The sequence below is a fragment of the Bradyrhizobium sp. Pha-3 genome (genome assembly GCF_042258615.1).
In the GTDB taxonomy this organism is placed as follows: Bacteria; Pseudomonadota; Alphaproteobacteria; order Rhizobiales; family Xanthobacteraceae; genus Bradyrhizobium.
Genome location: NZ_CP170152.1, coordinates 7,397,998 through 7,422,151, shown reverse-complemented (window position 1 = coordinate 7,422,151; position 24,154 = coordinate 7,397,998). Strand labels below are relative to the sequence as shown.

Here is a 24,154-nt window from a genome sequence, read left to right as displayed (position 1 = left end):
CAAGATATGGATGATACCCGGAGCAAGAGAAGTCCACCCTTTCGAGGAAAGATCGCAAGGCGCTTGAGGCGTGCTGTCGCTCACCGGTGACGTTGCAGCGCGATTTGAAGCGGGCGCGGATAGTTCTGTTGGCGGCGGACGCGCGCAGCACCCGGTCGATCGCCAAGGAAGTTGGAGTCCAGCCGCGGATTGTCAGCCTTTGGCGGCATCGCTATGCCGACCATGGTCTTGAAAGGCTGCAAGACAAGCCGCGGCCTGACAAGCAGCCGATTTATACGAAGACGACCGACAAGCGCATCCTGAAGCTGCCGGATAAGCCGCCCTCGCAAGGGTTTGCGCGCTGGACCGGCCCTCTGCTGGCCGAGGCGCTCCGCGATGTTGACGTCCAATATGTCTGGCGATTCCTGCGCAGCCACAAGATTGACCTTGCGGCTCGCAAGTCTTGGTGCGAGAGCACCGACCCGAACTTTACGGCCAAAGCAGCCAATGTTGTTGGCCTCTACGTCGTCCCGCCTGCAAAGGCCATTGTGCTATGCGTGGACGAGAAGCCCTCGATCCAGGCTTTGGAGCGAGCGCAGGGTTATCTGAAGTTGCTCAATGGCCGCGCCTTGACCGGCCAGAGCCACGATTACAAGCGGCACGGCACCACAACATTGTTTGCGGCGCTCGAAGTCGCCACCGGAAAGATCATCGCGGCTCATTCAAAACGACGTCGCCGCGTCGAGTTTCTCGACTTCATGAACAGCGTCACCGCGGCCTTTCCGGGTCGAAAGCTTCACGTCATCCTCGACAACCTCAACACCCACAAGAAAAACGGACATTGGCTCAAGGCTCATCCCAACGTGCAATTTCATTTCACGCCGACAAGTGCGTCCTGGCTCAATCAGGTCGAGGTATGGTTTTCGATCTTGCAGGGGCAGTCGCTCAGCGGCACCCCCTTTCAAAAGCCTCAAGCAGCTTCAGGAACACATCGATGCTTACGTCAACGCGTACCACGACAAAGCCGAGCCCTTCGTCTGGACCAAGAAAAGGTCCGTCAACGCCGTTTCAAAGGCCGCCGTATCACTCAGCTCTGATTCCGGGTACTAGTTGTCCATTTCGACGATACTCCAGCGGCCGACAAAAGCCTTGACGAAAGGCAGGCACTTTAGCCATCAACTGGTGACCGCGTTCAAATTGAGCGGCCCCAGATTGTAGGCGGTAGCGAATGTAAAGGCCCATCCGACGCGATCACGGCCACGGAAGCGGTCTTCTTTTGCCCGCCGACCGTCTTGATCCAGCCGAATGCCTCCCGGATGCGCTGGCTACCGGCATAGTCGCCGTGCCGGTTCGCCCGTCGATCGCGGAACTGCGGCCGCTGGTGTTTTGCGCAATAAGCGGCGTTACGTTCATCGAGTGCAACTCGTTAACGAAGTCTTCGGCGTCGTAGGCAAACCGCTTCGGCATTGCGCCCGCCGCCTTGCGCCGGCCGCTAGCAAGAGCCATCCTTCGGCTTCACGCTCTTCATCGAGGCCCAGGCCTCGATCCACGTGCCATCGACCGAGAAATGATCAAGTGATCGCTCGACGGAAGCTTCTTCACCTTGGGCTGCGCCAGCACCGCCGCCAGGAACTTGGCCGCGATGTCGCCTTCAGCCGGTCGGGTTCTTCGAGGACACTGAATGATTCCAGACCGCATCGCCGACGCCAATTCCGACAAACCAGCGGAACAGCAGCCGTTCCATCAGAAGCCGATCCGAGCGAATCGAGCAAAACGCCTGCAACAGCACCGCGGAGCCCAATCGGCGAATAGGGCCCGGTGAACCCGCGCTCCAGCGTCGACGCCTCGTTCAAAATTGTGCGGATCGCTCGCAGCGGATGATCACGCCGCACCCGCGCCCCAGGTCAACGAAGCTGAACGGCTCGCCCATTCGATTGGCTCCGCCACGCACGCTCCATCTCTGAATCTCGTCAGAGCCAATTGAATCGCAATCATCGGTCGGCGGCGAGCGCCTTTTTCAACAGCCTGCATAGCCCTATCTGATGTGGTAGGTGCCTAAACGACGTAGCCCGTGGTTTAGTGCGTTTGAACCACGGTCCGATCGAGCCGCTCGTAAGAGTTGTACAGAACCTCCAGTTGGGCCTGATATCGCCAAGTCGCGTGTCGTGCAGACTCATCGATGCGGTCGGGTGCGAATGCTTGGCAGATCGAATGGAGAATGCAATGGAACAGCGGAGCGCGCTCTCTACCGGTGGCCGGCCGACCCGACATGTTCGAAATACCGCCTACATGATCAACAAGAGCAGAGCGTATTTCGATGCAGCCCACGCGGCTGGCCTTATGGCTGTCCATGGACGATCCATGACCGGACGTACCTTTGTTTTGGGCACCGGTCCACTTGAGGGGCGACCGGAGATAATTGATTTCGTGCGATGCTCCTACCTGGGTCTAGACAATCATCCCGTAATCGTCGCAGGCGCGATCGAGGCGATTGAGACGCATTCTTCATTGCACTGGTCATGCGCACGAACGCGACTCAATTTCGATCTTATGGCAGAGCTTGAAGCAACCCTGTCGGAGATGTTCTGCGCACGCGTGCTCGCGTTTTCCACTGTCATGCTCGCCAATCTAGGCGCGATGCCCATCCTTGCTTCGGGCCAACTGACGGGCGGAAGGAAGCCGGTCGTAGTGTTCGATCGCGTTGCGCATATCTCGCTCGCCTATCACAAGCCGGTGGTCGCTGACGAAACCCGGATGGAAACGATTGCGCACAACGACATCGACGCTCTCGAACGCTTGTGCCGCGAACATCCGGTAGTCGCCTATGTATGTGATGGTATTTACTCCATGGGAGGGAATTCGCCTATCAAGGAGCTGCGTCAGCTCCAGGAACGTTATGGACTCTTTCTCTATATCGACGATGCTCACGGCATATCGCTGTTCGGACGCCGAGGCGAAGGATTCGCTCGCTCTCAATTTCCGCAAGTGCTGGGCGACCGAACGATCATAGCAGCCTCGCTGGCCAAGGGTTTCGGCGCATCGGGAGGCATGTTAATGCTCGGGACGGCCGACCACGAGGCTCTGTTTCGACGCTACTCCATTCCTTATGCGTTTTCGGTGGCTCCCAATCTAGCTGCGGTTGGCGCAGCGCTTGGCTCGTGCAAAATTCACTATTCGCCAGAGCTCGGCGAACGGCAGAGGCGATTGGCGCAACGGATCAAGGTCTTCGATCGTCGTGTCGCAACCAGCCAGCAAGGCAATTCATTTCCGATTAGAATGATCTCTATCGGGTCGGAAGCCAAGGCGATTGCAATAGCAAAAGAGCTTCTCGATGCCGGGTTCTACGCTTCGGTGACTTTCTTCCCAACGGTCGCGCAGGGACGAGCAGGGATTCGGGTGTGCATTACGGCCGATCATGAAGCCCGCGATATAGAGCGGCTGTGCGACTGCATCTTGGAAAGGATACCCGATATTGGCGCCCCGCCAGGTGCGGTATCGGCCCTCCCCCTGAGATAATGACGGCAACTCAATGGAGGGAACTTATGGAACTGCTCGGTACCACAAACCTGCGGTCACCTTACCCGCACAACGGGCATGCAGGCATTTCCGGATCGTCGAGGACAACGCCATCGGCGCCTCCACACGCGAGAACTAATACTCATAGAGAGCAGCGCACCTACGCCCCACTGATATTTGCGCTCAGCACCGGCACCCAAAGAAATGTTTCGTCGGGAGATTGGCCCGACACTCGCAACCTTGAACAAGCGCGCAACTGCATGTCCGATGAGATCTCTGCGGGGATGGCGCCCGTCTCCGATGCTCTTGCCGGCAAACTAGCCGCGCGACCATACTTGCGCCGATTGCCGGGTTCTCATCCGGAAAAGCTCCGACCTATTGTGAAGCCGGGAGGCGGCGACGCCTAGCCGTTGGAAACGAAGACCAGCGGCTCCAACTGAGTTTCGCAGCTCCCCAAGCAGATGACGCGACGACAACGACAGTATTTCCTCCTGCGGCGTACGCCGCTGTGCCTCTGCGGGCTCACCGCTACGCCGCTAACAGCCGTTTGAAGATCATGCTGAAGCCAGGAAAACTCAAGGACCAAAGCGACCGGCGCGTTGCGCTTGTGACCGGAGGAACACGCGGGATTGGACTTGAGATCGTACGCCGGTTCTTGGCTGATGGCTATCAGGTCGCTTTTGTGGGGACAAAGGCAGAGCATGTGGAGCGGGCGCTCGACATCCTTGGCTGTCCGGAAGGGCAGTTCTATGCTGAGACGATCGACGTAACGCGTCAAAACGAGGTAGGAGAATTTGTTGATCGCATCCGGGCGCGCTGGGGCGAAATTACGATTTTAGTGAATAATGCAGGTATCTCTCCCAAGCGCGTGGACCAGGATGCACCCTGGCTTTCTCAGACATCCTTCGGGGAATGGGCACGGGTCATCGACGTCAATCTCAACGGCCCGTTCATTCTCATACGGCTCTTGGCACCAGCAATGATTGCGAATGGATATGGACGCATCATTAATGTCGGATCAGTCGCAGGGCGTGCTATGCCATTGATCGCAGGACCGCATTATGCCGCATCCAAGGCGGGACTGGTCGGATTAACCCGCGCTGCTGCGCGGGATCTCGCTCCACACGGTATTACGGTCAATTGTGTCGCTCCTGGGCGGGTTCTCAGTGATCTGACTGGACCACCCGATGCCCAGGTCAACCGCTCCGCTCTCAGCCGGATTCCGGTGGGCCGTTTTGGAACGGCTGAGGAGGTAGCGTACGTCGCAGCCTTTTTAGCCTCGCCGATGGCGGGCTTTATCACCGGCGCAACCATCGATATCACAGGCGGCGAGTTTGCCGCCTAGGTCGATCTATATCGCATCTTGGCGCAAAAGTCTGCCTTGCATTTGAATATGGTTTAGATTCGGCCCCTAAGAGACGGACAAGCATCCTTTCGTTGCCTGGTCAGCTCAAGCTTATCGAGCACGCCATCGTGAAGCTGAATGCGGGTGAAGTGCGTCCGGAAAACTCATGATGCGACTTGGTGCATGCTTCCGGTTGGCAGTCGAGCATTGCAATTAATGACCTAACCTCAACCGAATGGAAGCAACAACAAGGGAGCTTTCGTGGTCATTTTTCCGACTAAAAGCTGCAGAAATATCCTGGCCCGTTCGGTGAAGTTCGAGGCAACCAGACAATCGTGTTGCAGTTTGGCGTCGTCAAGCACAGAGCCGCATCAACGCATTCATGATAATTAATCGTAACCGGCATGAGGCCTCCACCTCGTCATGGCGCGGTTCGCTTGGGATACAGCCTGGGATGAGCTGATGGGTGGAGGTGAAGCGATGGCAAATGCCATGCTTGATGCCAGGCAGGAAGGTGACTCTTATCGCCGCGTTGAGGTGATCACTGGGGAGCGGCGGCGGCGACGGTGGACGAGCGAGGAGAAGGCCCGGATCGCGGCGGAGAGCTTTGAGGAGGGGACGAACATCTCCGAGGTGGCGCGACGCAATGGTGTCTCCCGCGGACTGCTCACGGTGTGGCGACGCCAGGTAGCGGCGGCGGTGGCCGGCAAAGCCCAGAACTTCGTGCCTATCCAAATTGGCGCCGAGAGCGATGGCGGGAGGGCTGGCGGTTCCGAGTGTATTTCGCCGGTACAGATGAAGCCCGTGGAGATTGCCGCACCGCCGGCCAAGGTCTGTGGAGTGGTCGAGATCGAGGTGAACGGGGCGCGCATCCGCATCGAGCCGGGCGTGGAGCTGGCGACGCTTTCGGTGGTGCTATCGGCGCTTCGAGGGATCCGGTGATTGCGCTACGGTCAGACCTCAAGGTGGTGCTGGCGGCCCAGCCGGTCGACTTTCGTAAGTCGGTGCATACGCTGTCGGCGCTGGTGAGCGAAGCACTGCGCGCGAACCCATATTGCGGCGACGTCTTCGTGTTCCGCAGCAAGCGCATGGACAGAGTGAAGCTTCTGGCGTGGGACGGCAGCGGCATGGTGTTGGTAACGAAGTGGTTGCACCAGGTTACCTGGCCGCCGATCCGCGACGGCGTTGTGCATCTCAGTGCGACGCAGCTTGCGATGCTACTCGACGGGCTCGAGTGGACGCGTGTGTCGCCCAAGCCTGTGAAGCAGCCGGCCATTGTCGGCTGAGAAGTGAGGATTTCACTGGAGCATGGGTCGCACGGATGTATCGTCTGGTCATGGCGATTCGCCCCGACACTCTCCCGACCGATCCGGCAGCTCTGACCGAGATGGTGCTCGCGCTTGACGCTGAGAACGAGACGCTGCGCGTAGCAATGCAAACGTTCAAGGACATGATCTTCGGGAAGCGCTCGGAGCGGCTTGCCGCGCTCGTGGCCGAGCAGCTCGCGCTTGAGCTTGGCGATCTTGAGACCGACGTCACGCCGCCTGCAGCTGCCAACGACGATGCAGCTGCGGCAAAGCCGCCCGGCAAGCCACTGCGGAAGAAGGCGCGCCGCAACATCGGCGCGCTTCCAAAGCACCTGCCGCGCTGTGAGCATGTGCTGGAGCCGGAGGCGACCGCATGCCCGTGTTGCCAGGGCCAGCTTCACAAGATCGGCGAGGACGTCAGCGAGGTGCTGGACATCATCCCGGCGATCCTGCGGGTGCTGCGGACGGTCCGTCCCAAGTACGGCTGCCGCCGCTGCACCGATGGTGTGATCCAGGCGAAGGTGCTGCCGCGCCTGATCGAGAGCGGCATGGCTTCGACCGCACTCGTGAGCCACGTGGTAGTCTCGAAGTTCGCCTGGTATCTGCCGCTGTACCGACAGGTGCAAATTCTGGCCGGCCAGGGTGTCCATCTCGACCGGGCGACGCTTGCCGGCTGGGTGAAGCGTGCGGCCTGGTGGCTCAGGAGCCTCTATGCGCTTCAGCTGCGCACGATCCAGACCGCGCCGCGCCTGTTCTGCGACGAGACGCCGATGCCGGTGCTCGATCCCGGACGACATCGCCCGCGCATCTGCCAGTTCTGGGCGCATGCCATGGATGACCGGCCATGGGGCGGTCCCTCGCCGCCGGCGGTGGCCTACGTGTTCGCCGACGGCCGCGGCACGGCGGAGATCGCCAGACAGTTGATGGGCTTTTCCGGCATTCTGCAGGTCGACGGTTATGCCGCCTACAAAGCGCTCGCCCGCGATCATGGCGGCGCGATCCAACTCGCCTTTTGTCTCGCCCACGCCCGCCGCAAATTCGTCGAGGTGTATAAGACGACCCAGTCGCCGTTCGCGCGCGAAGTGATCGAGCGCCTGCAGGCGGTCTATGCCATCGAAGCAGAGATCCGTGGCAGCAGTGCCGAGCAGCGGCTGGCCACCCGCGGCACCAGGTCCGCTCCATTGATGGAGGCGCTCAGGACGCGCCTGACCGCAATGGTCGGCCAGCTCTTCTCCCAATCGAAGCTGGCGGAGGCCATCAACTACGCACTCAATCACTGGGACGGGTTGACGCTGTTTCTCCGCGACGGCCGTGTCGAGGTTGACAGCAACACAGTCGAGCATTCCATGCGCCCGATTGCGATGGGAAGACGCAACTCATTGTTCAGCGGCAGCGAAGGCGGCGCCGAGAGCTGGGCGATCCTGGCGTCGCTCGTGAACACGGCAAAACTCCATGAGCTCGACCCGCAGGCCTACCTGGCCGATGTGCTGGAGCGCATCGTCTCCGGGCGAACCAAGAGCCATCAGCTGCACGAGCTGCTCGCCTGGAACTGGAAGGCTGCGCGCCGACGCACACCGCAGGCAGCGGCATGAGCCCACGACGCCATAAAGCAGCATCGTCGATGGCGTCGGCCGCGATGCCGCTTGCGGACCTCGAGCGATGGCTCCAGGCTCGCATCGATCGCCATCCTGCCGCCACCAGCATTCCCATGCTCGACGGCTATGCCGCCGCGATCGTAGCCGGACCGGTCTCGATGAGCCCGCTCGATTGGATCTGCCCGCTGCTCGCGATCGATGCCGACGCGTTCAACCATGGCGGCACGCCGGAGTTCGCCGCGATCTCCGCCGTCGCGCTGCGCCACAACGACATCAGCAACACCCTCTCGACGGCCCCCGATCGGTTCGAGCCGATACACCTGCGCAACCCCAATGGCGACGTCGATCCGCGTCCCTGGTGCGAGGGTTTCCATGCCGCGATGCGGCTCAGGCTGTCGGCGTGGGCGCCGATGCTGGACACCAGCAATGTCAATCACGGCTTGCTTCTGCCCATTCTGTTGCACTGTCGCGACGATCAGGGGCAGCCGGTGCTCGGATCCCCCCGAAGCGGCCGCGAGACCGCCGAGTTTCTGCGTAACGCCTACGCCGATCTTCCAGCGGTCGTCGAAGCCATGCGCCAATATTGGATGCCGATCCGCTACCACGCACTCGCTGATCTCCGCAGACGTGGGAGCTCGTGCCGGTTACAATTAATCGGGCAAGGTTCTTCGCCAACTCCTGGAACGAGAGGCACCTCTTTCGAGGCAGGTCAGTTCTCCTCATCCTGAGCCGCTTTTCGTCGGATAGCCAACATTAGCGGTCTTAGCAGGCATAGATGGTGCTGCGATTGCGGTCGCATCTCGTCCCGAGCTCGATATCTGCCCTGAGGATGACAGGCACCCGTGGTGTCCTTAGCACGGACGCGCTCTGGATCGGTGCGTCGTCCAGCATCATGCTGCTTGTCGCACACGATCCCGTCGTGCTGCGTCGGAAAGGGTTTGCCGCCCGTGCGTAGAGCGCGAGACCGTGATTAGAAGCTCGCCATCGCGGTTCTGGCGCCTTTTATGGCCGAGTGTGTCGGCCGCAGATTGCCGTGCGGCAATGAGGATGACAGTGGAGCGTCAATCAGGATGAGAGAGCTTTTGCCGGGCTCGTGACGCAGGGAGGGCGTAGCCCGACCGGAGTTACGAGCCCGGCGACGGCGCGATCCACAGGGGACCGCGCCGTCTGGTAATCGCGGCCGGCTGGTTATGCAAGTGGTTCTTCCGCCAAGAGGAATCACTCGCTTGCCAGGCCGACATGTCACCGATCACCAGATGAGGCTCTACATGAAGTACCGTCAGACCGATAGCCCGCCAGGGGCGGCCGCCAAGGCGTCGTTCAGCACGTCAACCGCTTATCGGATCGAGAAAGATCCCCGCCTGCCATCGCAGAAGAAGGGCGCCCGCAGTCGTCGCCGGCCGGACCCGTTGGCCAGTGTGTTTGAGACAGAAGTGGTGCCGATGCTCAAGGCCGCCGCCGGCGTGCGGCCGGTTGCGATCTTCGAGGAGATGTTACGGCGCCATCCTGAGCTCGGAGCTGGAATCCGCCGCACACTGGAGCGCCGGATCCGCGCCTGGCGGGCGATCCATGGCGAGGAGCAGGAGGTCATCTTCCGCCAGACCCACGAAGTGGGCCAGGTCGGCCTGTCCGACTTCACCGACATGGGCGAGCTTGGGGTCACTATCGCCGGCGTGCCGCTCGATCATCGCCTCTATCACTTCCGACTGGCCTATTGCGGGTTTGAACACGCCCACGTCGTGCTCGGTGGCGAGAGCTTCGTCGCCTTGGCCGAAGGGCTGCAGAATGCCCTGTGGTCGCTCGGTGGGGCACCGCGGGAGCATCGGACCGACAGCCTGTCGGCCGCGTTCTGCAATCTCGACCGCGACGCAAGGGACGATCTGACCCGGCGGTACGAGGACCTCTGCGCCCATTACGGCATGCGGCCTTCCCGCAACAATCGCGTTATCGCCCACGAGAACGGGGCGATCGAGAGCTTGCATGGCCATCTCAAGCGGACGATCGCCGATGCGCTGCTGTTGCGCGGCACTGCCGACTTCGATGATCTCGCCGCCTACCGCGGCTTCATCGACGAGATCGTCAGCCGCCGCAATGCCCGCAACGCCAAGCGGATCGACCACGAGCGCGCCACCCTGCAGGCGTTGCCAGATCGCCGCACCTCGGACTACGAGGAGGTGATTGTCCGTGTGACGTCAAGCGGCGGCTTCACCTTGCGCAAGGTGTTCTACACCCTGCCGTCACGCCTGATCGGCCACCAGCTGCGGGTGCGCCTTTACGACGATCGTCTCGACGTGTTCGTCGGCGGCACCCATCTCGTCACCCTGCCGCGTGGGCGGCCGCATCCCAACGGCAAGCACGACCAGGTCGTCGATTATCGGCACGTGATCCATTCCTTGCGGCGCAAGCCAATGGCGCTGCTCAATCTCGTCTACCGTGATCGGCTGTTCCTGCGCGATGCCTATCGCCGAACCTTCGATCGCTTGCGCGAACGGCTCCCGGACAGGAAAGCCTGCCGGCTCATGGTCGATCTGCTTGCGCTGGCACACGAGCGAGGCTGCGAGGCCGAACTCGCCGGTCAGCTCGCCGCCGACCTGGACGCCGGCCAATTGCCCGACCTCGGACAGCTGCGCGCCCGCTTCGCACCCGATCCTGCCTGCATGCCGGAGGTCACGGCGCAGCTTGCCCCGCTCGCCAGCTATGAGTGCCTCATCGGCGCCAGCCAGATAGGAGACGCCGCATGAACACGGCCAACACCGTCGACACCGCGCGCCTCAATCTGTTGCTCAACGGGTTGCGGCTGCCCGCCATCAAGGTGCTGTGGCCACAGTTCGCCGAACAGTCCGACAAGGAAGGTTGGCCGGCGGCCCGCTTCCTCGCCGTCATCGCCGAGCACGAGATCGCCGAACGCGGCCGTCGCCGCATCGAGCGCCATCTCGTCGAGGCGCGGTTGCCCGCCCGAAAGACCTTCGACAGCTTCGACTTCGAGGCCGTGCCGATGATCTCCAAGGCGCAGGTGACCGCGCTCGCCGCTGGCGATGGTTGGCTCGGCAAGGGCGCCAATTTGCTGCTGTTCGGTCCGCCGGGCGGCGGCAAGAGTCATTTGGCGGCAGCCATCGGCCTGGCCCTGATCGAGAACGGATGGCGCGTCCTCTTCACCCGGACCACCGATCTCGTGCAGAGGCTCCAGGTGGCGCGGCGCGAGCTCAACCTCGAGGCTGCCATCAACCGCCTCGATCGCTTCGATCTGCTGATCCTTGATGACCTCGCCTACGTCACCAAGGATCAGGCCGAGACCAGCGTGCTGTTCGAGCTCATCAGCGCGCGGTACGAACGGCGCTCAATGCTGATCACCGCCAATCAGCCCTTCGGCGAATGGAACAGGGTCTTCCCGGACTCCGCTATGACGCTCGCCGCCATCGATCGCCTCGTTCACCACGCCACCATCGTCGAGATGAACGTCGAGAGCTATCGCAGGCGGACCGCCCTCGAACGAAAACGCGGTCCCGGACGGCCGCCATCGCACGCACACCCAAAACCGCCGCTGATTGACGCTCCGCGACAATCAGAGTTCAACAAAACTCTTGCCGCATTGCGCCGCCTGAAATGTTCCTGAATGCTAGGCCGTTGCCTCACGTAATTTGCTCCCACTGGGATGGGACTGCGGGGGCGATAATGAGGCAACTGAGCATGGCGACTCGAAGAGAGCTGACGGCCGCTGTGGGGCAACGCTACAGAGAGGCGAGCCGCGCGGAGAAGGCGCGAATTCTGGACGAGTTTGTGGTTGTGACGGGCTTCCATCGAAAGCATGCGATGCGCCTGCTCCGAGGCGATATGAGGCAATCCTCGGTTCGGCGCACCCGTCGCCGGATTTATGAGGAAGCTGAACGAAATGCGCTGGTAGTTCTTTGGGAGGCATCGGACCGGATTTGCGGCAAGAGACTGAAAGCGCTGCTGCCGCTCCTGATCGAGTCGATGGAACGGAACGGTCACATGGGCCTGGCGCCTGAAATCCGCGCGAAGCTGCTGGCGGTGAGCGCGTCGACGATCGATCGGGCGCTGGGCAAGATCCGACAGGAGGGTGGACGCCAGCGGCGCCGGCCGGTTGCGAGCGCATTGCGACGGAGCATCCCGGTACGGACGTCCGCCGACTGGAAGGATCCGGCGCCTGGCTTTGTCGAAGCCGATCTGGTCGCCCACAGCGGGCTCTCGGCGCGCGGCAGTTTTATCCAGACGCTGGTGCTCACGGATATTGCGACCGGTTGGACGGAGTGTGCGCCGTTGCTGGTGCGCGAGCAAACGCTCCTGAGCACCGTGTTGACAGAACTACGCCGACAGCTGCCGTTCTCGCTGCAGGGCATCGATACCGACAATGATACCGTGTTCATAAACGAAACGCTGAAAGCGTATTGTGAGCAGGCGAACATTGTGTTCACGCGTTGCCGACCCTACCGCAAGAACGACCAGGCGTTTGTTGAACAGAAGAACGGAGCCGTGGTCCGACGCATGGTTGGTTATCGGCGGTTTGAAGGACTCGAGGCGGCTGCGTTGCTCGCAGAACTCTATCGCTCAGCGCGCCTGTTCGTGAACTTCTTCCAGCCGTCGTTCAAGCTGATCGGAAAACAGCGCGATGGCGCACGCGTCCGTAAATCTTAAAGTGCAATCCGCGTCAGCTTGGACCCGGTCGCGTTTCTGCGTGACATTCGGTCTGCGCAGCAACGTCTGACCTTGCCGACGTGAAGTCGGCGGGCTATTCGATTACTGCGGCCCCGCCGATCGACTTGTTCCTCGCCAGCTTGCAAACGGCTTGGAAAGAGGGCGCATCTCGACCGACGGACCGGCCGATCCTCAAAGCGAAGCGAGGTCGTCGTCGCCCTGATCCGCTCGTTCAGGCGACCCCACAGCTGCAGGAGTGGTTCAAGGCCGAGCCGTGGCGAACCGGCGCCGAGCTCCTGACAAGGCTACAGGCGGAATATCCGGGCGCGTACCCGGATAACCTGCCGCGAACGCTTCAGCGCCGCCTCAAATCCTGGCGCAGCGAGCAGGCAAGCGCGCTGCTGTTTGGATCGGCAGATCATGCGGAGCGGTTCCACGACGCACCGGTTGCGCGGTGACAGCGCCCGCTTCCGGTACGGGGGAGGCCGGTCGTTGCGCAACCCCGGCCAGCTCCACGACCGGCCTCCCCCGTACCGACCGTCCGTCTTCTCGGGAGCAAAATAGATGAGGCAACGATCGCGTCTTCGGGAACATTCCTCCATGAGGCAATACGGCTTCCCAGCCAGATTGTCGCGCTATACGCAGATATCGGGGAATGGGTCGCTGCGCACCCTGCGGGCATTATTCGTTTTCAAAAGCGACCGCCTCTGTAGATGCCTGCTGTGGAGTTGAGTTTTGTGACAACCTCCACGTGAGCCGAACTCATCCTGGCTAATTCTGAACGCGCTTAATTTCTCACTCAAGTCCGCGCTGGCGCGGTCCTTGCTACTTCGCAATCGGGGCACAGTAGTAGATAGAAACAAGAAAAATGGCGGCCGTGGAAGCGGTGTTTGCGGTTCTGCGCGTGCGTAGCTTGATCGTGAATACCACAATCGATTGCGATTTCGCGATTTCGCGATGATGCGATCGCCGACGGCACCAAACTCAGCTTGCTGGGGCTCGCGCAATACTTGATCCCCCAGGCCGCGTCGATGCGCTGCGGCTGCTGTGAACATGGCGAAGATGAGTGGGACCGGAGCAAATAGGCCAACCGGTGGCATCTGCTCGGCGTCCGGCTTTTATGGTGCGCTATGCATGGCGCGATTTGACCGGCGTGGTGTCCGGTCGGTGGACTTGGAGACAAGAGTTCTCTATGGGCCCTTGTGATGGGAACCGTTGGCCAAACAGCAAAGGCTGCCCCGTAAGGCGGTTTCTGAAGGAGGCGGTAAGCAGAGTGTCGGCCTACGAACAGAGAGCGCATGTGAGGCGTCCGCATCCTGGCAAGGGAGCTATCATGTCCGAAGCCCAATATCACTCGGACGCTGCGGCCGTAGTTGCAACAGGTGTACGGCACGACGGTCACGCGCTTACCGTGGGAGATTTGTCGTCCTTCCCCGGCGACAGATGTGGTACTGGCGTCGCGAGGCGTCGGGATGGGGCGGCATAACTCAGCAGCGGCCGTGGCAGTCGGCGGCACCGAGCCGGAGAAGGGTATCGAACATCGAGTGCCGCAGGAGGCCGGTTTGACGATGGTAGCAAAGATGCAGGCGATGTCGCTGAGATGCATCATACTCACCCGAAGGTAGCTGCCGGATGCCGCCAGAGCAGGGGCTTGGCGCATCAATCGCTACGGCAAGAACCCAACGTTCCGCTCCGGAGGCCGAGTACGGCTGATGGAGGAGATCGTCAGCCGAGCGAACATGATGGCGGCTTACAATCGGGTGATGGCGAACAAGGGACGATGCGGGCATCGCCGGGATGACCGTGGGGCAGCTGCAACGTATCTAGCATTAGCCGCACATCAAGGAAGAACTGTTGGAAGGTCGCTACCGATCGCAGCCGGTGTGGGTGGAAATCCGTAAGCCCGGCGGAGGGATGCACCAGCCAAGCATTCCGACGGTGGTTGACTGGCTGATCCAACAGGCGATGCATCAGGTGCTGACGCCGCTGTTCGATCCAGGCTTCTTCAACTGCTTCATCCGGGACGCAGCGCCACGATGCAGTGCCTACCGCGCGAGTGTATGTGGCCGAGGGCCGGCGCTTTGTCGTCGGCCTCGACTTGGATAAGTTTTTCGAGCGCTGAACCCATGACGTGCTGATGGCACGGGTGGAGGGCCGGGTTGCGAACAACAAGTGTTGCGGCTGATCCGCCGCTACCTGCATGCTGGATTGGTGGCTGGCGGGATTGCGATGGCACGGAACAAAGGCACGCCGCAAGGCGGCCCTCAGTCAGCACTGCTATCGAACGTTCTGTTCGATGATCTGGACAAGGAGCGAGCGACGAGGTCATGCCTTCTGCCACCACGCCGAGACTGCAACATCTATGTTCGGACGCAACGGGCCGCTGAGCAGGTGATGGCGTCGATCACGCGATTCCTGACCGAGCGGCTGCGGCTCCAGTTCGACGCAACGAAGAGCGCCGTTGACGTCCCTGGGTGCCACCGAGTCGGTGATCCACGCATGATCAGTTTGAGCCGGCGCTGGGTGAAGGGAGTTGTAAGAGGGGGCCGGCCGAGCGAGGAAGGAACACCGCAAGCGGGATCGATCAGCGTACTTTTGGGCAACCTTTATCTGCTTTATGTGCTCGACCTCTCGTTCGAGCGCGTGGCGAAAAGCCGGTTTCGGGGCAGTCCCGGCTGGTGCGCTGTATCGAAGACTTTGTGATCCGCTTCACCATCCGTGTTGGGGACGCCTTGGATCTTCGGTCGGAAAAATTCTGCCTCACTCTTGAGCCGGCTCAAACCAAGTTGGTTGACGTCGGTCGGTTCGCGCAGCGAGCACGCGGGCAAATGCGGCAGAAAACGCCCGAACACCATCTATTTCCTGGCTGATGCTGGTATCGCACGCGAAACCTGAATGGTAACTTCAAGGGTGGGATACGCACCGAGAAATCTCGGCTAAAGCGCAACCTTCTATCCCTGCAGGAGCTCATACGGCGAATACGACATTACACGATCAGTGACCAGATCAGCGAAATCAACGCCGTCCTCCCCGGCCACTAGACGTTATGTCCATCCGCTGGGATCGGCGGTCCGCCCTTTCGTGCAAAGATTACGAGGGTTGCTCGGAGGACCGAGCCGAGCCTCATGCACGGAGGACGGACCATGCGGAAGTATAGCGAAGCATTCGTCGGATTTGATACATCTAAGAAGAGGCATGCCCTGGCGGTAGCGGAGGGCGGCCGAGAAGGAGAGGTTCGGTACCTCGGCGAGATCGATAGTTCGCCGGCGACAGTCGAGAAGGTGATCGGCAAATTCGCGGCACGCTTTATGAAGCTCCACGTCTGCTACGAAGCCGGCCCCACGGGATATGGGCTGCACCGCCAGATCAAAGGCCTCGGACACGATTGTGCGGTCGTTGCGCCATCGCTTACGCCAAAGAAGCCTGGCGACCGCGTTAAGACTAATCGACCTGATGCCGTCACGCTGGCGCGGTTGCATCGAGCGGGCGAACTGACCTCGGTATGGGTGCCAGATGCGGTCCATGAAGCCGTTCGTGACCTGACATTCGCGTTGGCTTGCGCAGCAAAGCTTCAAGCATCCGGCGCAGCAAATCGTCTTTCAAGATGCCATCAACGCGATCGAGGACGCGGTCAGGCGATTACACGGTCTCGACCAGCAGCTCGCCGCAGTCGTCCCCAGCTGGTCAATGGCGCCTGTCGTCGCGGCATATCAGGCAATGCGTGGCGTGTCCTTTCTCGTGGCCATCACATTCGTGGCGGAGATTGGCGACGTGCGTCGGTTCGACAACCCTCGCCAACTCATGTCATTCCTCGGCCTCGTGCCGTCAGAGCGTTCGACCGGCGACACCGTGCGGCGAGCTGGTCTTACTCTCACTGGCAATCGCCGTGCTCGCCGCGTCCTCATCGAAGGGGCATGGACCTATCGCTATCCAGCACGCGTCAGCGAGACCCTGCGAACCCGGATTGAAGAGCTGCCAAAGGCCGTCCGCGACATTGCTTGGCGAGCTCAGGTTAGACTCTGCGCTCGTTATCGGCGCCTGATTGCAGCCCGGCAAGAAGGCACCGGTGGCCGTCGCGGCGATCGCCCGCGAGATTGCCGCCTTTCTTTGGGCCATCGGCCAGAAGGTGCATCTGCTTACCTGAGGCGGCCGGCAATCATCCAACTGCACAGCGCCGGGGATGGGGCCACGGAAGGGAACCCCTGGCTAGACTACGTGGCCGAGCTCCGCTCGACGCCCGCCTCTAGATGCCGGGTCAGCCCTGAGACGAAACACGGAAGGCGGTAACCAATCCGCGAATAAGAGTCTGATCGACCGTCGTCTTGAGCGCCCCATCTCCTGCTCTGTGCAGCTTCACTTACACAAACCCGGGCGTCACCCCGACGTCCGGACTTTGCTCATGCTTCAATAGCATTGACTATGGACATAAGAGTCTATGCCGATAGAGTCTATGCCGATTACGGAATCTTCGGTGTCTCGTGAAAGTGCACCGTGGCGTGGAGCGTTACTCGCATTGGATGTTGCACAGCGGCAGCTGGGCCAGGCAACGCTTGATCTGGGAGAACTATCACCACATCAAAGCCAGAGCGCCGTTACACAATCCCTTCGAGCACGAAGCATATTGCTAACAACAAAGAAGCGGAGCTTTATGCGAACGGCTTGGTCGTATCCATCGAGTCGGTCGCGAATACGCGGCATTGGATTATGGCGGCTCTGCGTTCCCTCCTGGTGTCAACAGGATCGTATCGCGCCAACCCACAGCGGGATCTGACAATTTGACGCTCAGTCAACTACCAACGCTGGTAATTGATCTAGATAACAAAAGCATGCCTCCTACCGAGGAGCGTCGGGCCGGTCAAATGTCGCCTACGAGGAGTTCGGCATGCAACATCAACCACAATCTGTTGTCGCAAACGGCAGCCATCGATACACTGGCTCGTCGCATGTAGAAATTCAGCGCCTTAGGTCTGCTCAAATCGTGACCAATCCATTCATGGAATCGCATGATGGGCTCTCTGGCGCGCTCGCCGAGAGCGGCGGTGCTCTGGCCAATTGTGTTTTCTCTCGGTTACCGAGATACGAAAAAAGCTGAACGGAGCCAACTCGCCGACATGGTCGAGCGAATAGTAGACCGTAGAGCACACTCAATGAATACGAATCCCATCAACTGAACACGGCGCGCGACGATAGTCTAACTCAAAGGGAGATACTAGCATGCGGCGCAATGATGAGATGAAGCTCGGACTTTACCTGATTCAGGCAGGATATCACGAAAGTGCATGGCGAGATCCGAGCGTGCCAGCAAATGGCGGAGTTGATATCAACCATTATGCTCATTTGGCAGCACTTGCCGAAGGTGCGGCATTTCACTTCGTATTTCTCGCCGATAGCCCAAGCGTAGCAGACGAAGATCACGCAACCATAGCCCGTGTAAGTCGACACGATGGATTTGAGCCCATCACGCTCTTGTCGGCGCTTTCATCGAGAACGCAGGAAATCGGCCTTGTCGCGACAGCGACGACAACGTACCACCAGCCTTATCATCTTGCACGCATGTTCGCCTCACTTGACCACTTGTCACGGGGACGTGCAGCCTGGAACATTGTCACGTCAGGACTCAAGTTCGAAGCCCCAAATTTCGGTGAAAAGGAACTTCCAAATCATGAGACGCGCTATGCTCGAGCGCGAGAATTTGTAGAAGTTGTCAAAGGTCTTTGGGACACGTGGGAAGACGACGCTTTCATTCGCGACAAGCAAAGTGGTATTTTCGCTGACACCACGAAACTGCATTTTCTTAACCACCAAGGCGACTATTTATCAGTCAGGGGCCCACTGAACATTGCCAGACCGCCACAAGGGCATCCCGTGTTGGTTCAGGCCGGCGCATCCGACGCCGGCGTACAGTTTGCAGCAGAAGTCGGCGAGGTTGTGTTCACCGCCGAACCATCTTTGGAGAACGGTAAACGATACTACGCAACTGTCAAAGAGAAAGCGCGCGCACTTGGGCGGGAGGACGATCAAGTGCTAGTCATGCCGGGCATTGTCCCGATCGTTGGAAGGACCAAGCAAGAGGCGTCTGAGAAGCTTCAAACACTACAATCGTATACGGATATCGACGTTCTAATTGGGAACGCCAATCGTTGGCTGGGGTTTGTTACCGACTTGCATTCAACGGATCTCGACTCATTGGTCCCCGAGGCCTTGCCGAAGACGAATTTCATCCAGAGTCGTCAAAAGGTCCTCCTCGATCTGGCCTTACACCAGGGGTTCACTTGGCGACAACTGATTCGCTCGATATCGGACAGCCGTGGCCATCTGATGGTTATCGGAACACCGGACGAAATTGCCAGTGCCATGGTTGACAGGTTTGATCAACATGCGGCTGATGGATTCAACGTAATGCCGGCGATCGTTCCTGGGGGACTCAAAGACTTTATTGAGCTTGTCGTTCCGGAATTGCGTCGACGAGGCAAATTCAGATCCAAATACTCCGGACAAACACTAAGAGAGAACCTCGGTTTGAGGCGGCCACTCAATCGGTTCACGCAAGCAGATCTAAGCAGTAGTTCGTGATAAACTTGCCAGTCGTTGAGCGGAATTCGGCTCTTGGCACGGCGATAGGTTTTTAGATCGCAAGCTTGCAGTTGCATTTTTGAGATTGAACGAAACCGCCAGACGCTAGTTTCTGTCGCGAAACGCGCGAACTTGGGGGCCCGAGTCAAGTTGTGCCGATAGATTGGCACAAAGTGACGGAGAATACGAGGATCGGCAAGCTCGAGACAGGCGAGTTTTTTGGCACGGTTCGGAATTGCGCGCCGGTGTCAGCTTGAGGCGCGCTGAGCAGTGGCGACTTTGGGTAACCGGGGACGGGCCTACGCAGGGAGCTATGCGGGAAAGTGGGTGATGACGGAATGAGATAGGCGGCGTATCGAGGCGGGTGTCGAGCCTGCCAGAACCTCTCAAGGAGAGCGATACGCCATGAACGAGACCAGCAATATTGTTGCCCTTCGTCAGCCCGACGATATCGACGATCCACTGACCAATATTCTGCGAGCTGGTGCTCGGCAGCTTCTGGCGCAGGCCGTGGAGATCGAAGTCGAGACGTTTCTTGCCACGGTGAAGGATTTGAAGCTGACGCGACGGCGTGCCCGTGTCGTGCGACATGGTTACGGCCCGGCGCGAACGATTGCGACCGGCATCGGACCGGTCGAGGTCGCGCGGGCAAAGATTCGGGACCGCGGGGCGGCCGGCGATAGCGAGCGGATCCGGTTCAGCTCGGCGATCCTGCCGCTGTGGGCGCGGCGCACCCGGAGCCTGGATGCGCTGTTGCCGGTGCTGTATCTGCGCGGCATCTCGACCGGCGATTTCCAGGAGGCGAAGTCAACGGAATACCTATCATCCACAACGTCATTCATGGAGGTGATCGTGTATCAGCTGACCCAGGGGCCACAATCCGGCAGAGAGCCAAGGTCGTGAGCCGTGGCAGTTGATCGCCGAAACTTCGCTGCAACCGGGCTTTCTACGCTCGTATTCGGATATGCGCTGATGCGCCAGGGGTGGACCGCGCCGGCCAGGAACCCTGTGGTCGCCGGCTATGTCGCTCCGTGGAAGACCCGCGCGGGCGGTCCAGGCATCAAGACGATCCCGGCGCGCGAGTTGACTCACTTGATGTACGCGTTCGGCGCCGTTTCGGCGGAAGGACTGGCCGAACTTGCGGATCGCTGCCTCGACGCGGGAGCCTGCGACGGAACCTCGCCGTCGAGTCCGATCGGCGGCAATTTCGCCGAACTCGTTGAATTGAAGCGGAGCCGTCCAGGGATTCGGATCCTGATTTCGTTGGGCGGCTGGGGCGGATCGAAATACTTCTCGGCGGCCGCTGCCACGCCGATCTCACGCGCGCGGTTCGCACAATCCGTCATCGCGGCATTCTTTCGGCCGTATCCGGGTCTGTTCGATGGTGTGGATGTCGATTGGGAATATCCCGTCTCGGGAGGACGTGAAGGTAATCTCGCGCGCCCTGAGGACCGGCATAATTTCACGCTCCTGATCGCGGAACTCCGTCGAAAGCTCGACAAGTTTTCCGCATCGGAGCGGAGGCAGCTGGAGCTCACCATTGCCGTGTCGGCTGCGCCCGACAAAATCGTCAATCTACAGGCAGCCGCTCTCGCCCGGCTGGTCGACCGGATCAATCTGATGGTCTATGACTATCACGCGGGCTCGGCCCTTGCTGCCTTCAATGCCCCGCTGTTTGCCTGCGCCGGCGATCCAAATCCCGATCTCAATGTCGATGCGAGTGTGAAGGCCTTGATCCGGGCCGGCGTGCCGCCGGCCAAGGTGACGCTGGGGGTCGCCTTCTATGGCCGAGCCGTCGTGGACGTTCCGCCCGAGAACGGCGGGCTCTTTCAAAAGGGGACGACAGCAAGCGAGGAGTGGGGAGGGAGTGACGGCGTCGATTATCGCGATCTCGTTGCCCGGCAACCGGAAGAGCAGGGCTTTCGCCGGTATTGGAGCGAGGAAGCCCAGGTGCCGTGGCTCTATGACGCTGAACGGCGCATATGGATCAGCTACGACGATCCGCTTTCCATTGCGCGCAAGGCGATGTACGTGCGCGCCCATGCACTCGCCGGGATCATGATTTGGGACCTGTTTGCTGACGACGGTTCACTGCTCGCAGCACTCCGCACCGGCACCCTTCCTTCGCAAAAGTCCGAATAGGTGTGGCACCGCGCCGCGTTAAAGCACGTCATCGGCGCGCCTCAAGCCAACCGCGAACTGGGCGGTGCTATGGAATCAGAGCCACGTCCGATTGAAAGCGGCTCCTGTCGAAAAACCGGCGACCGGCAGCATCGTTCCAAAGGCATGCCGGCGGCGATGCCTGTTTTCTTCCGTCACGCGGCCCCTAGTTTGAGGGACTGGCTCGCCAATTTGAGGGACTTAAGGTTAGACCACATTGCCAAAGCCCCTTCTGTATTGCGGCTTCTCTAGCGGGAGGGTGATCTTGGCTATCAAGCACACCAAACCCCGGCAGTGAAGCCGGACAGTGAATTGTTTGGTGCTCGTCACCCTCAAAACGAAGGCGGTTGACGAACCTTAAGAGTCGCGAGATCGTGTCCCCGGACGTGGTGTAACTGGCGGTGGGGCACCGCATTCACCGGCAAGAGCCAGGCAGGTCAGCTGGCGATAGCCGGAAGGCTGACGGTTGGATCATCGCTCAACGGCGCGATGGTTTCCAGCGTCATGTGGCGGGCGCGCTGGACGGCCCATTCATCGTTCTGCTCGAGCAGGATCGCGCCGATGAGGCGAACGATGGCGTCCTCGTTGGGGAAGATGCCGACCACCTCGGTCCGCCGCTTGATCTCGCCGTTGAGGCGCTCGATCGGGTTGGTCGAATGCAGCTTGGTGCGATGCTGCGGCGGGAACGTCATGTAGGCGAGCACGTCGGTCTCGGCCTCGTCGAGGAAGCCGGCAAGCTTGGGCAATTTGGGGCGGAGTTGGTCGGCGACCCTCCGCCACGGTGACGCGCACGCTCGACACCCTATCGGTTGGCCGCGGTCCAGGGATCGATCATCGTCAGACCGGCGGCATTGAACGCACTTGTGTCGCGCGATGCCACGGCGAATCCGTGCGCGGCGGCGATTGCGGCGATATAGCCATCGGGCGTGGGGAAGCCCTTTCCGGCCGCGCGCGCTCTGACGGCGAGTTCGGCATAGCGCCGCGCCGCGGTGGTATCGAACGGCAGGATGCGGGCCGTGAACAGGTCCAGCACGCCGTCGAGCGCAGCTCCCAGCCTGTCCTTGCGCTTGCCGCGCGGCAGCGCGCCGATGCCGAACAATAGTTCGGCGATGGTGACGCTGGAGAGAAACAGCGTCTCGGCCGCCTGGGCGTCGAGCCAGTCACGGACCGATGGATGCGGTTCGGGCTTCATCGCCTCGGAGACCACATTGGTATCGAGTAGGATCATTCGAAGCGCATCGGCTCAGCGGCGCGCACGTCGCGGCCATGTTCAAGTGCCTCGACATCGGCATTGGTGAGGCCGATCTTCCGGCTCATCTCCGAAAGGGCCGTGCCGAGCTGTAGCCGGCCCTCGGGACGCACGGCGGCCTCCAGAATGGCGCGCATTTCCGCTTCCGCGCTGCGATTGTGCTGCGCCGCGCGGACTTTCAGGGCGCGATGCGCCTCCTCGGAAAGGTTGCGGATGGTGACAGCGGCCATGATGGCGTCCTCCGGAGGCTGACTACGGTGCTATCAAAGTAGAATGTTTGATAGCATTTTTCAAGAGGACGCGCTCACGGGGCGGCGATAGGTCCGTGGGGGCGACGTTATTTCCGAAGCCAGCCGCCATCTTTCCCTGAAGACACCGCATAGAGGAGCCACGTGGTATTCGTTCGCCCACTGCCGTGCGAACGAGAAAAGGCGCTTTGCCCTCCTTCCATAACATCGCGTGACTGAGGGCCTACGCGCGGTATTCAGAAACCTCTTGCGGCGTATAGCACGTGCCTATGGCCACGAGCTATACGGTCGGCAAACACTACTAGGTGTATATGGTGCGCGCCGCGTTCGACTTGCGGGATCGGGACGCATTCTGGGTGCGGGGCTGACAAAGACGCTTGCCTGACCACCTCAACGTACGATTAAGTGCCAAGCCAATTGCGCAAACGTCATCAGCGTGGGGATAGAAAGCAAGGCGAAGAAGGCTACCAGCACGCGCAGGCGCGGCCTCGCGTTGTCTTGCGCCATGTAGTGCATGAGCAGCATGTCATTGCGATGAGCCGGTCGTTTACGATGGCGATCATAACGAACTGTTTAGCGTCATCTTCGAAATGCACAAAGAAGACATGACCACCTGTTGCGCCTGCTTTGCATCGAGCTTGGGTAACAAGCGTAGTCATTAGCGACGTCGTCAGGGTCTCGAAGTCCTTTGATCCTTCATCGATGTAGACCCGCAAGAATCCTTGCGTCGGAAAATTGACGTCATCGGTCGAAAACTTGCCGTGGGATTTGGATGCGCGTCGCGCGTATAGACGATGAAGTTCATCGACCACACGAATAAGAGTTGGCCCGTGCTTCAAATCGTTCTTGCCGACGACAAACTTAAAGTCATTGTCGCCCTTGCGACGCAAATCGTGAATGGCAACGTGAAAAATCCTACTTGGCATATGTGCCCCCCACCTTCGCGACAGTCATAGCGTTCGAGGGCAGGGTTGGTCACGTCCAAAGCACAATGCAAAGTTGCGCCTGTCGTCGGGGTTGACATGAGAACAAAGATAGAACATACGTGGTGCGCTGTTGCTGGTCAAGAGCAGGGCGGCCCGCGTACAGGCCGCCCTTTCTCGGCTACAGCACCCTAGCTGATTTCGCCTTACGCACTTCAGACATGACGGTAGCGGGCAGCGAAGCATTGAGCCGTGCGAGCTGAGCCATCACGCGGGCAAGCTCGGCTGCCCTTCGCATCGATACTGATTTGGATAGGTGCGTTGGTATCGCCTCCACCGCCGCTCAGTGCGGCCATAGTCAATCAAGGACTGCCGCCAGCAGCCAAGGTCGATAATTCCCGGGAATCCTTGTCGGCTTTTCCGACCAACACGCTCCCCCGCTACCAAACGGTCCCCCAGCCAGCGAACATATGTCGCTCACCGGTTAAAAGGTCGCGCCTTGCACTGAAAGTGATCGAGCGCGGACTTAGCCGTCGATTCCAGGCCACCCTACCAGAAGGCAGAGGTTCAGCCTCAAGCGGCTTCTCGATAAGCTGCGCAGGCGCA

General features: G+C 60.3%; 14 protein-coding genes and 6 pseudogenes. 15 read left to right on the top strand and 5 right to left on the bottom strand.

Features of this window, described 5'->3' with window-relative positions; all coding sequences use genetic code 11:
• Positions 1-10: 10 nt before the first annotated feature.
• A pseudogene (locus ACE10Z_RS34730) lies at positions 11-1,076 on the top strand (IS630 family transposase).
• A gap of 78 nt (positions 1,077-1,154) precedes the next feature.
• Here ACE10Z_RS34730 and ACE10Z_RS34725 read toward each other — a convergent pair.
• A pseudogene (locus ACE10Z_RS34725) lies at positions 1,155-1,930 on the bottom strand (transposase).
• A 338-nt stretch (positions 1,931-2,268) separates the two neighbouring features.
• Between ACE10Z_RS34725 and ACE10Z_RS34720 the strand changes: the two are divergent.
• From ACE10Z_RS34720 to ACE10Z_RS34655, 14 genes and pseudogenes are all read left to right on the top strand, one after another.
• Positions 2,269-3,495, top strand: coding sequence for an aminotransferase class I/II-fold pyridoxal phosphate-dependent enzyme (locus ACE10Z_RS34720; RefSeq protein ID WP_375784808.1), 1,227 nt, complete (start codon positions 2,269-2,271; stop codon positions 3,493-3,495).
• A 556-nt stretch (positions 3,496-4,051) separates the two neighbouring features.
• Positions 4,052-4,840, top strand: a complete 789-nt coding sequence (locus ACE10Z_RS34715) for an SDR family NAD(P)-dependent oxidoreductase (RefSeq protein ID WP_375789992.1) — start codon at positions 4,052-4,054, stop codon at positions 4,838-4,840.
• A gap of 480 nt (positions 4,841-5,320) precedes the next feature.
• Complete coding sequence (locus ACE10Z_RS34710) at positions 5,321-5,782, top strand: transposase (protein WP_375784807.1); 462 nt, start codon at positions 5,321-5,323, stop codon at positions 5,780-5,782.
• Positions 5,779-6,126, top strand: a complete 348-nt coding sequence (gene tnpB / locus ACE10Z_RS34705; protein ID WP_375784806.1) for an IS66 family insertion sequence element accessory protein TnpB — start codon at positions 5,779-5,781, stop codon at positions 6,124-6,126. The genes ACE10Z_RS34710 and tnpB overlap by 4 nt, the downstream gene beginning before the upstream one ends.
• 50 nt (positions 6,127-6,176) lie before the next feature.
• Positions 6,177-7,739, top strand: coding sequence for an IS66 family transposase (locus tag ACE10Z_RS34700; protein WP_375784805.1), 1,563 nt, complete (start codon positions 6,177-6,179; stop codon positions 7,737-7,739).
• A 29-nt stretch (positions 7,740-7,768) separates the two neighbouring features.
• The gene (locus ACE10Z_RS34695) at positions 7,769-8,470 is read left to right on the top strand and encodes a UPF0149 family protein (protein ID WP_375784804.1); all 702 of its coding nucleotides are present in this window, start codon (positions 7,769-7,771) and stop codon (positions 8,468-8,470) included.
• A gap of 462 nt (positions 8,471-8,932) precedes the next feature.
• The gene (gene istA, locus ACE10Z_RS34690) at positions 8,933-10,483 is read left to right on the top strand and encodes an IS21 family transposase (RefSeq protein WP_375784803.1); all 1,551 of its coding nucleotides are present in this window, start codon (positions 8,933-8,935) and stop codon (positions 10,481-10,483) included.
• Positions 10,480-11,355 (top strand): IS21-like element helper ATPase IstB, encoded by an 876-nt coding sequence (gene istB, locus ACE10Z_RS34685; protein ID WP_375784802.1) that lies wholly within the window; start codon positions 10,480-10,482, stop codon positions 11,353-11,355. Before istA ends, istB begins: the two co-directional genes overlap by 4 nt.
• 59 nt (positions 11,356-11,414) lie before the next feature.
• Positions 11,415-12,853 (top strand): annotated as a pseudogene (locus tag ACE10Z_RS34680) (ISNCY family transposase).
• Between the two features lie 1,714 nt (positions 12,854-14,567).
• A complete protein-coding gene (locus ACE10Z_RS34675; protein ID WP_375784801.1) occupies positions 14,568-15,098 on the top strand; it encodes a hypothetical protein in 531 nt (176 codons plus the stop codon).
• A gap of 440 nt (positions 15,099-15,538) precedes the next feature.
• Positions 15,539-16,539: pseudogene (locus ACE10Z_RS34670) on the top strand (IS110 family transposase).
• A gap of 1,070 nt (positions 16,540-17,609) precedes the next feature.
• Complete coding sequence (locus ACE10Z_RS34665; protein WP_375784800.1) at positions 17,610-18,968, top strand: LLM class flavin-dependent oxidoreductase; 1,359 nt, start codon at positions 17,610-17,612, stop codon at positions 18,966-18,968.
• A 405-nt stretch (positions 18,969-19,373) separates the two neighbouring features.
• A pseudogene (locus ACE10Z_RS34660) lies at positions 19,374-19,835 on the top strand (transposase); the annotation flags it as partial.
• Positions 19,836-19,940: 105 nt separating this feature from the next.
• Positions 19,941-21,110, top strand: coding sequence for a glycoside hydrolase family 18 protein (locus ACE10Z_RS34655; RefSeq protein ID WP_375784799.1), 1,170 nt, complete (start codon positions 19,941-19,943; stop codon positions 21,108-21,110).
• Positions 21,111-21,565: 455 nt separating this feature from the next.
• Here ACE10Z_RS34655 and ACE10Z_RS34650 read toward each other — a convergent pair.
• The 4 genes and pseudogenes from ACE10Z_RS34650 to ACE10Z_RS34635 all read right to left on the bottom strand — a co-directional run.
• Positions 21,566-21,907, bottom strand: a pseudogene (locus tag ACE10Z_RS34650) (transposase); the annotation flags it as partial.
• A gap of 23 nt (positions 21,908-21,930) precedes the next feature.
• Positions 21,931-22,356: a type II toxin-antitoxin system VapC family toxin gene (locus ACE10Z_RS34645; protein WP_375784798.1), complete on the bottom strand. Its 426-nt coding sequence runs from the start codon at positions 22,354-22,356 to the stop codon at positions 21,931-21,933.
• Positions 22,353-22,607 carry a plasmid stabilization protein gene (locus tag ACE10Z_RS34640; protein WP_375784797.1) on the bottom strand — a complete coding sequence of 85 codons (255 nt, stop codon included), beginning with the start codon at positions 22,605-22,607 and terminating at the stop codon, positions 22,353-22,355. The genes ACE10Z_RS34645 and ACE10Z_RS34640 overlap by 4 nt, the downstream gene beginning before the upstream one ends.
• A 482-nt stretch (positions 22,608-23,089) precedes the next feature.
• The gene (locus tag ACE10Z_RS34635; protein WP_375784796.1) at positions 23,090-23,551 is read right to left on the bottom strand and encodes a nucleoid-associated protein; all 462 of its coding nucleotides are present in this window, start codon (positions 23,549-23,551) and stop codon (positions 23,090-23,092) included.
• Positions 23,552-24,154 lie beyond the last annotated feature (603 nt).

What these genes read in the sequence shown, in the direction of transcription:
- ACE10Z_RS34665 (WP_375784800.1), top strand. Translation starts at nt 17,610, where the DNA reads ATGCGGCGCAATGATGAGATGAAGCTCGGACTTTACCTGATTCAGGCA.
- ACE10Z_RS34720 (WP_375784808.1), top strand. Translation starts at nt 2,269, where the DNA reads ATGATCAACAAGAGCAGAGCGTATTTCGATGCAGCCCACGCGGCTGGC.
- ACE10Z_RS34655 (WP_375784799.1), top strand. Translation starts at nt 19,941, where the DNA reads ATGCGCCAGGGGTGGACCGCGCCGGCCAGGAACCCTGTGGTCGCCGGC.
- ACE10Z_RS34710 (WP_375784807.1), top strand. Translation starts at nt 5,321, where the DNA reads ATGGCAAATGCCATGCTTGATGCCAGGCAGGAAGGTGACTCTTATCGC.
- ACE10Z_RS34645 (WP_375784798.1), bottom strand. Translation starts at nt 22,356, where the DNA reads ATGATCCTACTCGATACCAATGTGGTCTCCGAGGCGATGAAGCCCGAA.
- ACE10Z_RS34635 (WP_375784796.1), bottom strand. Translation starts at nt 23,551, where the DNA reads ATGCCAAGTAGGATTTTTCACGTTGCCATTCACGATTTGCGTCGCAAG.
- ACE10Z_RS34715 (WP_375789992.1), top strand. Translation starts at nt 4,052, where the DNA reads ATGCTGAAGCCAGGAAAACTCAAGGACCAAAGCGACCGGCGCGTTGCG.
- ACE10Z_RS34695 (WP_375784804.1), top strand. Translation starts at nt 7,769, where the DNA reads ATGGCGTCGGCCGCGATGCCGCTTGCGGACCTCGAGCGATGGCTCCAG.
- istB (WP_375784802.1), top strand. Translation starts at nt 10,480, where the DNA reads ATGAACACGGCCAACACCGTCGACACCGCGCGCCTCAATCTGTTGCTC.
- ACE10Z_RS34640 (WP_375784797.1), bottom strand. Translation starts at nt 22,607, where the DNA reads ATGGCCGCTGTCACCATCCGCAACCTTTCCGAGGAGGCGCATCGCGCC.
- ACE10Z_RS34700 (WP_375784805.1), top strand. Translation starts at nt 6,177, where the DNA reads ATGGCGATTCGCCCCGACACTCTCCCGACCGATCCGGCAGCTCTGACC.
- istA (WP_375784803.1), top strand. Translation starts at nt 8,933, where the DNA reads ATGCAAGTGGTTCTTCCGCCAAGAGGAATCACTCGCTTGCCAGGCCGA.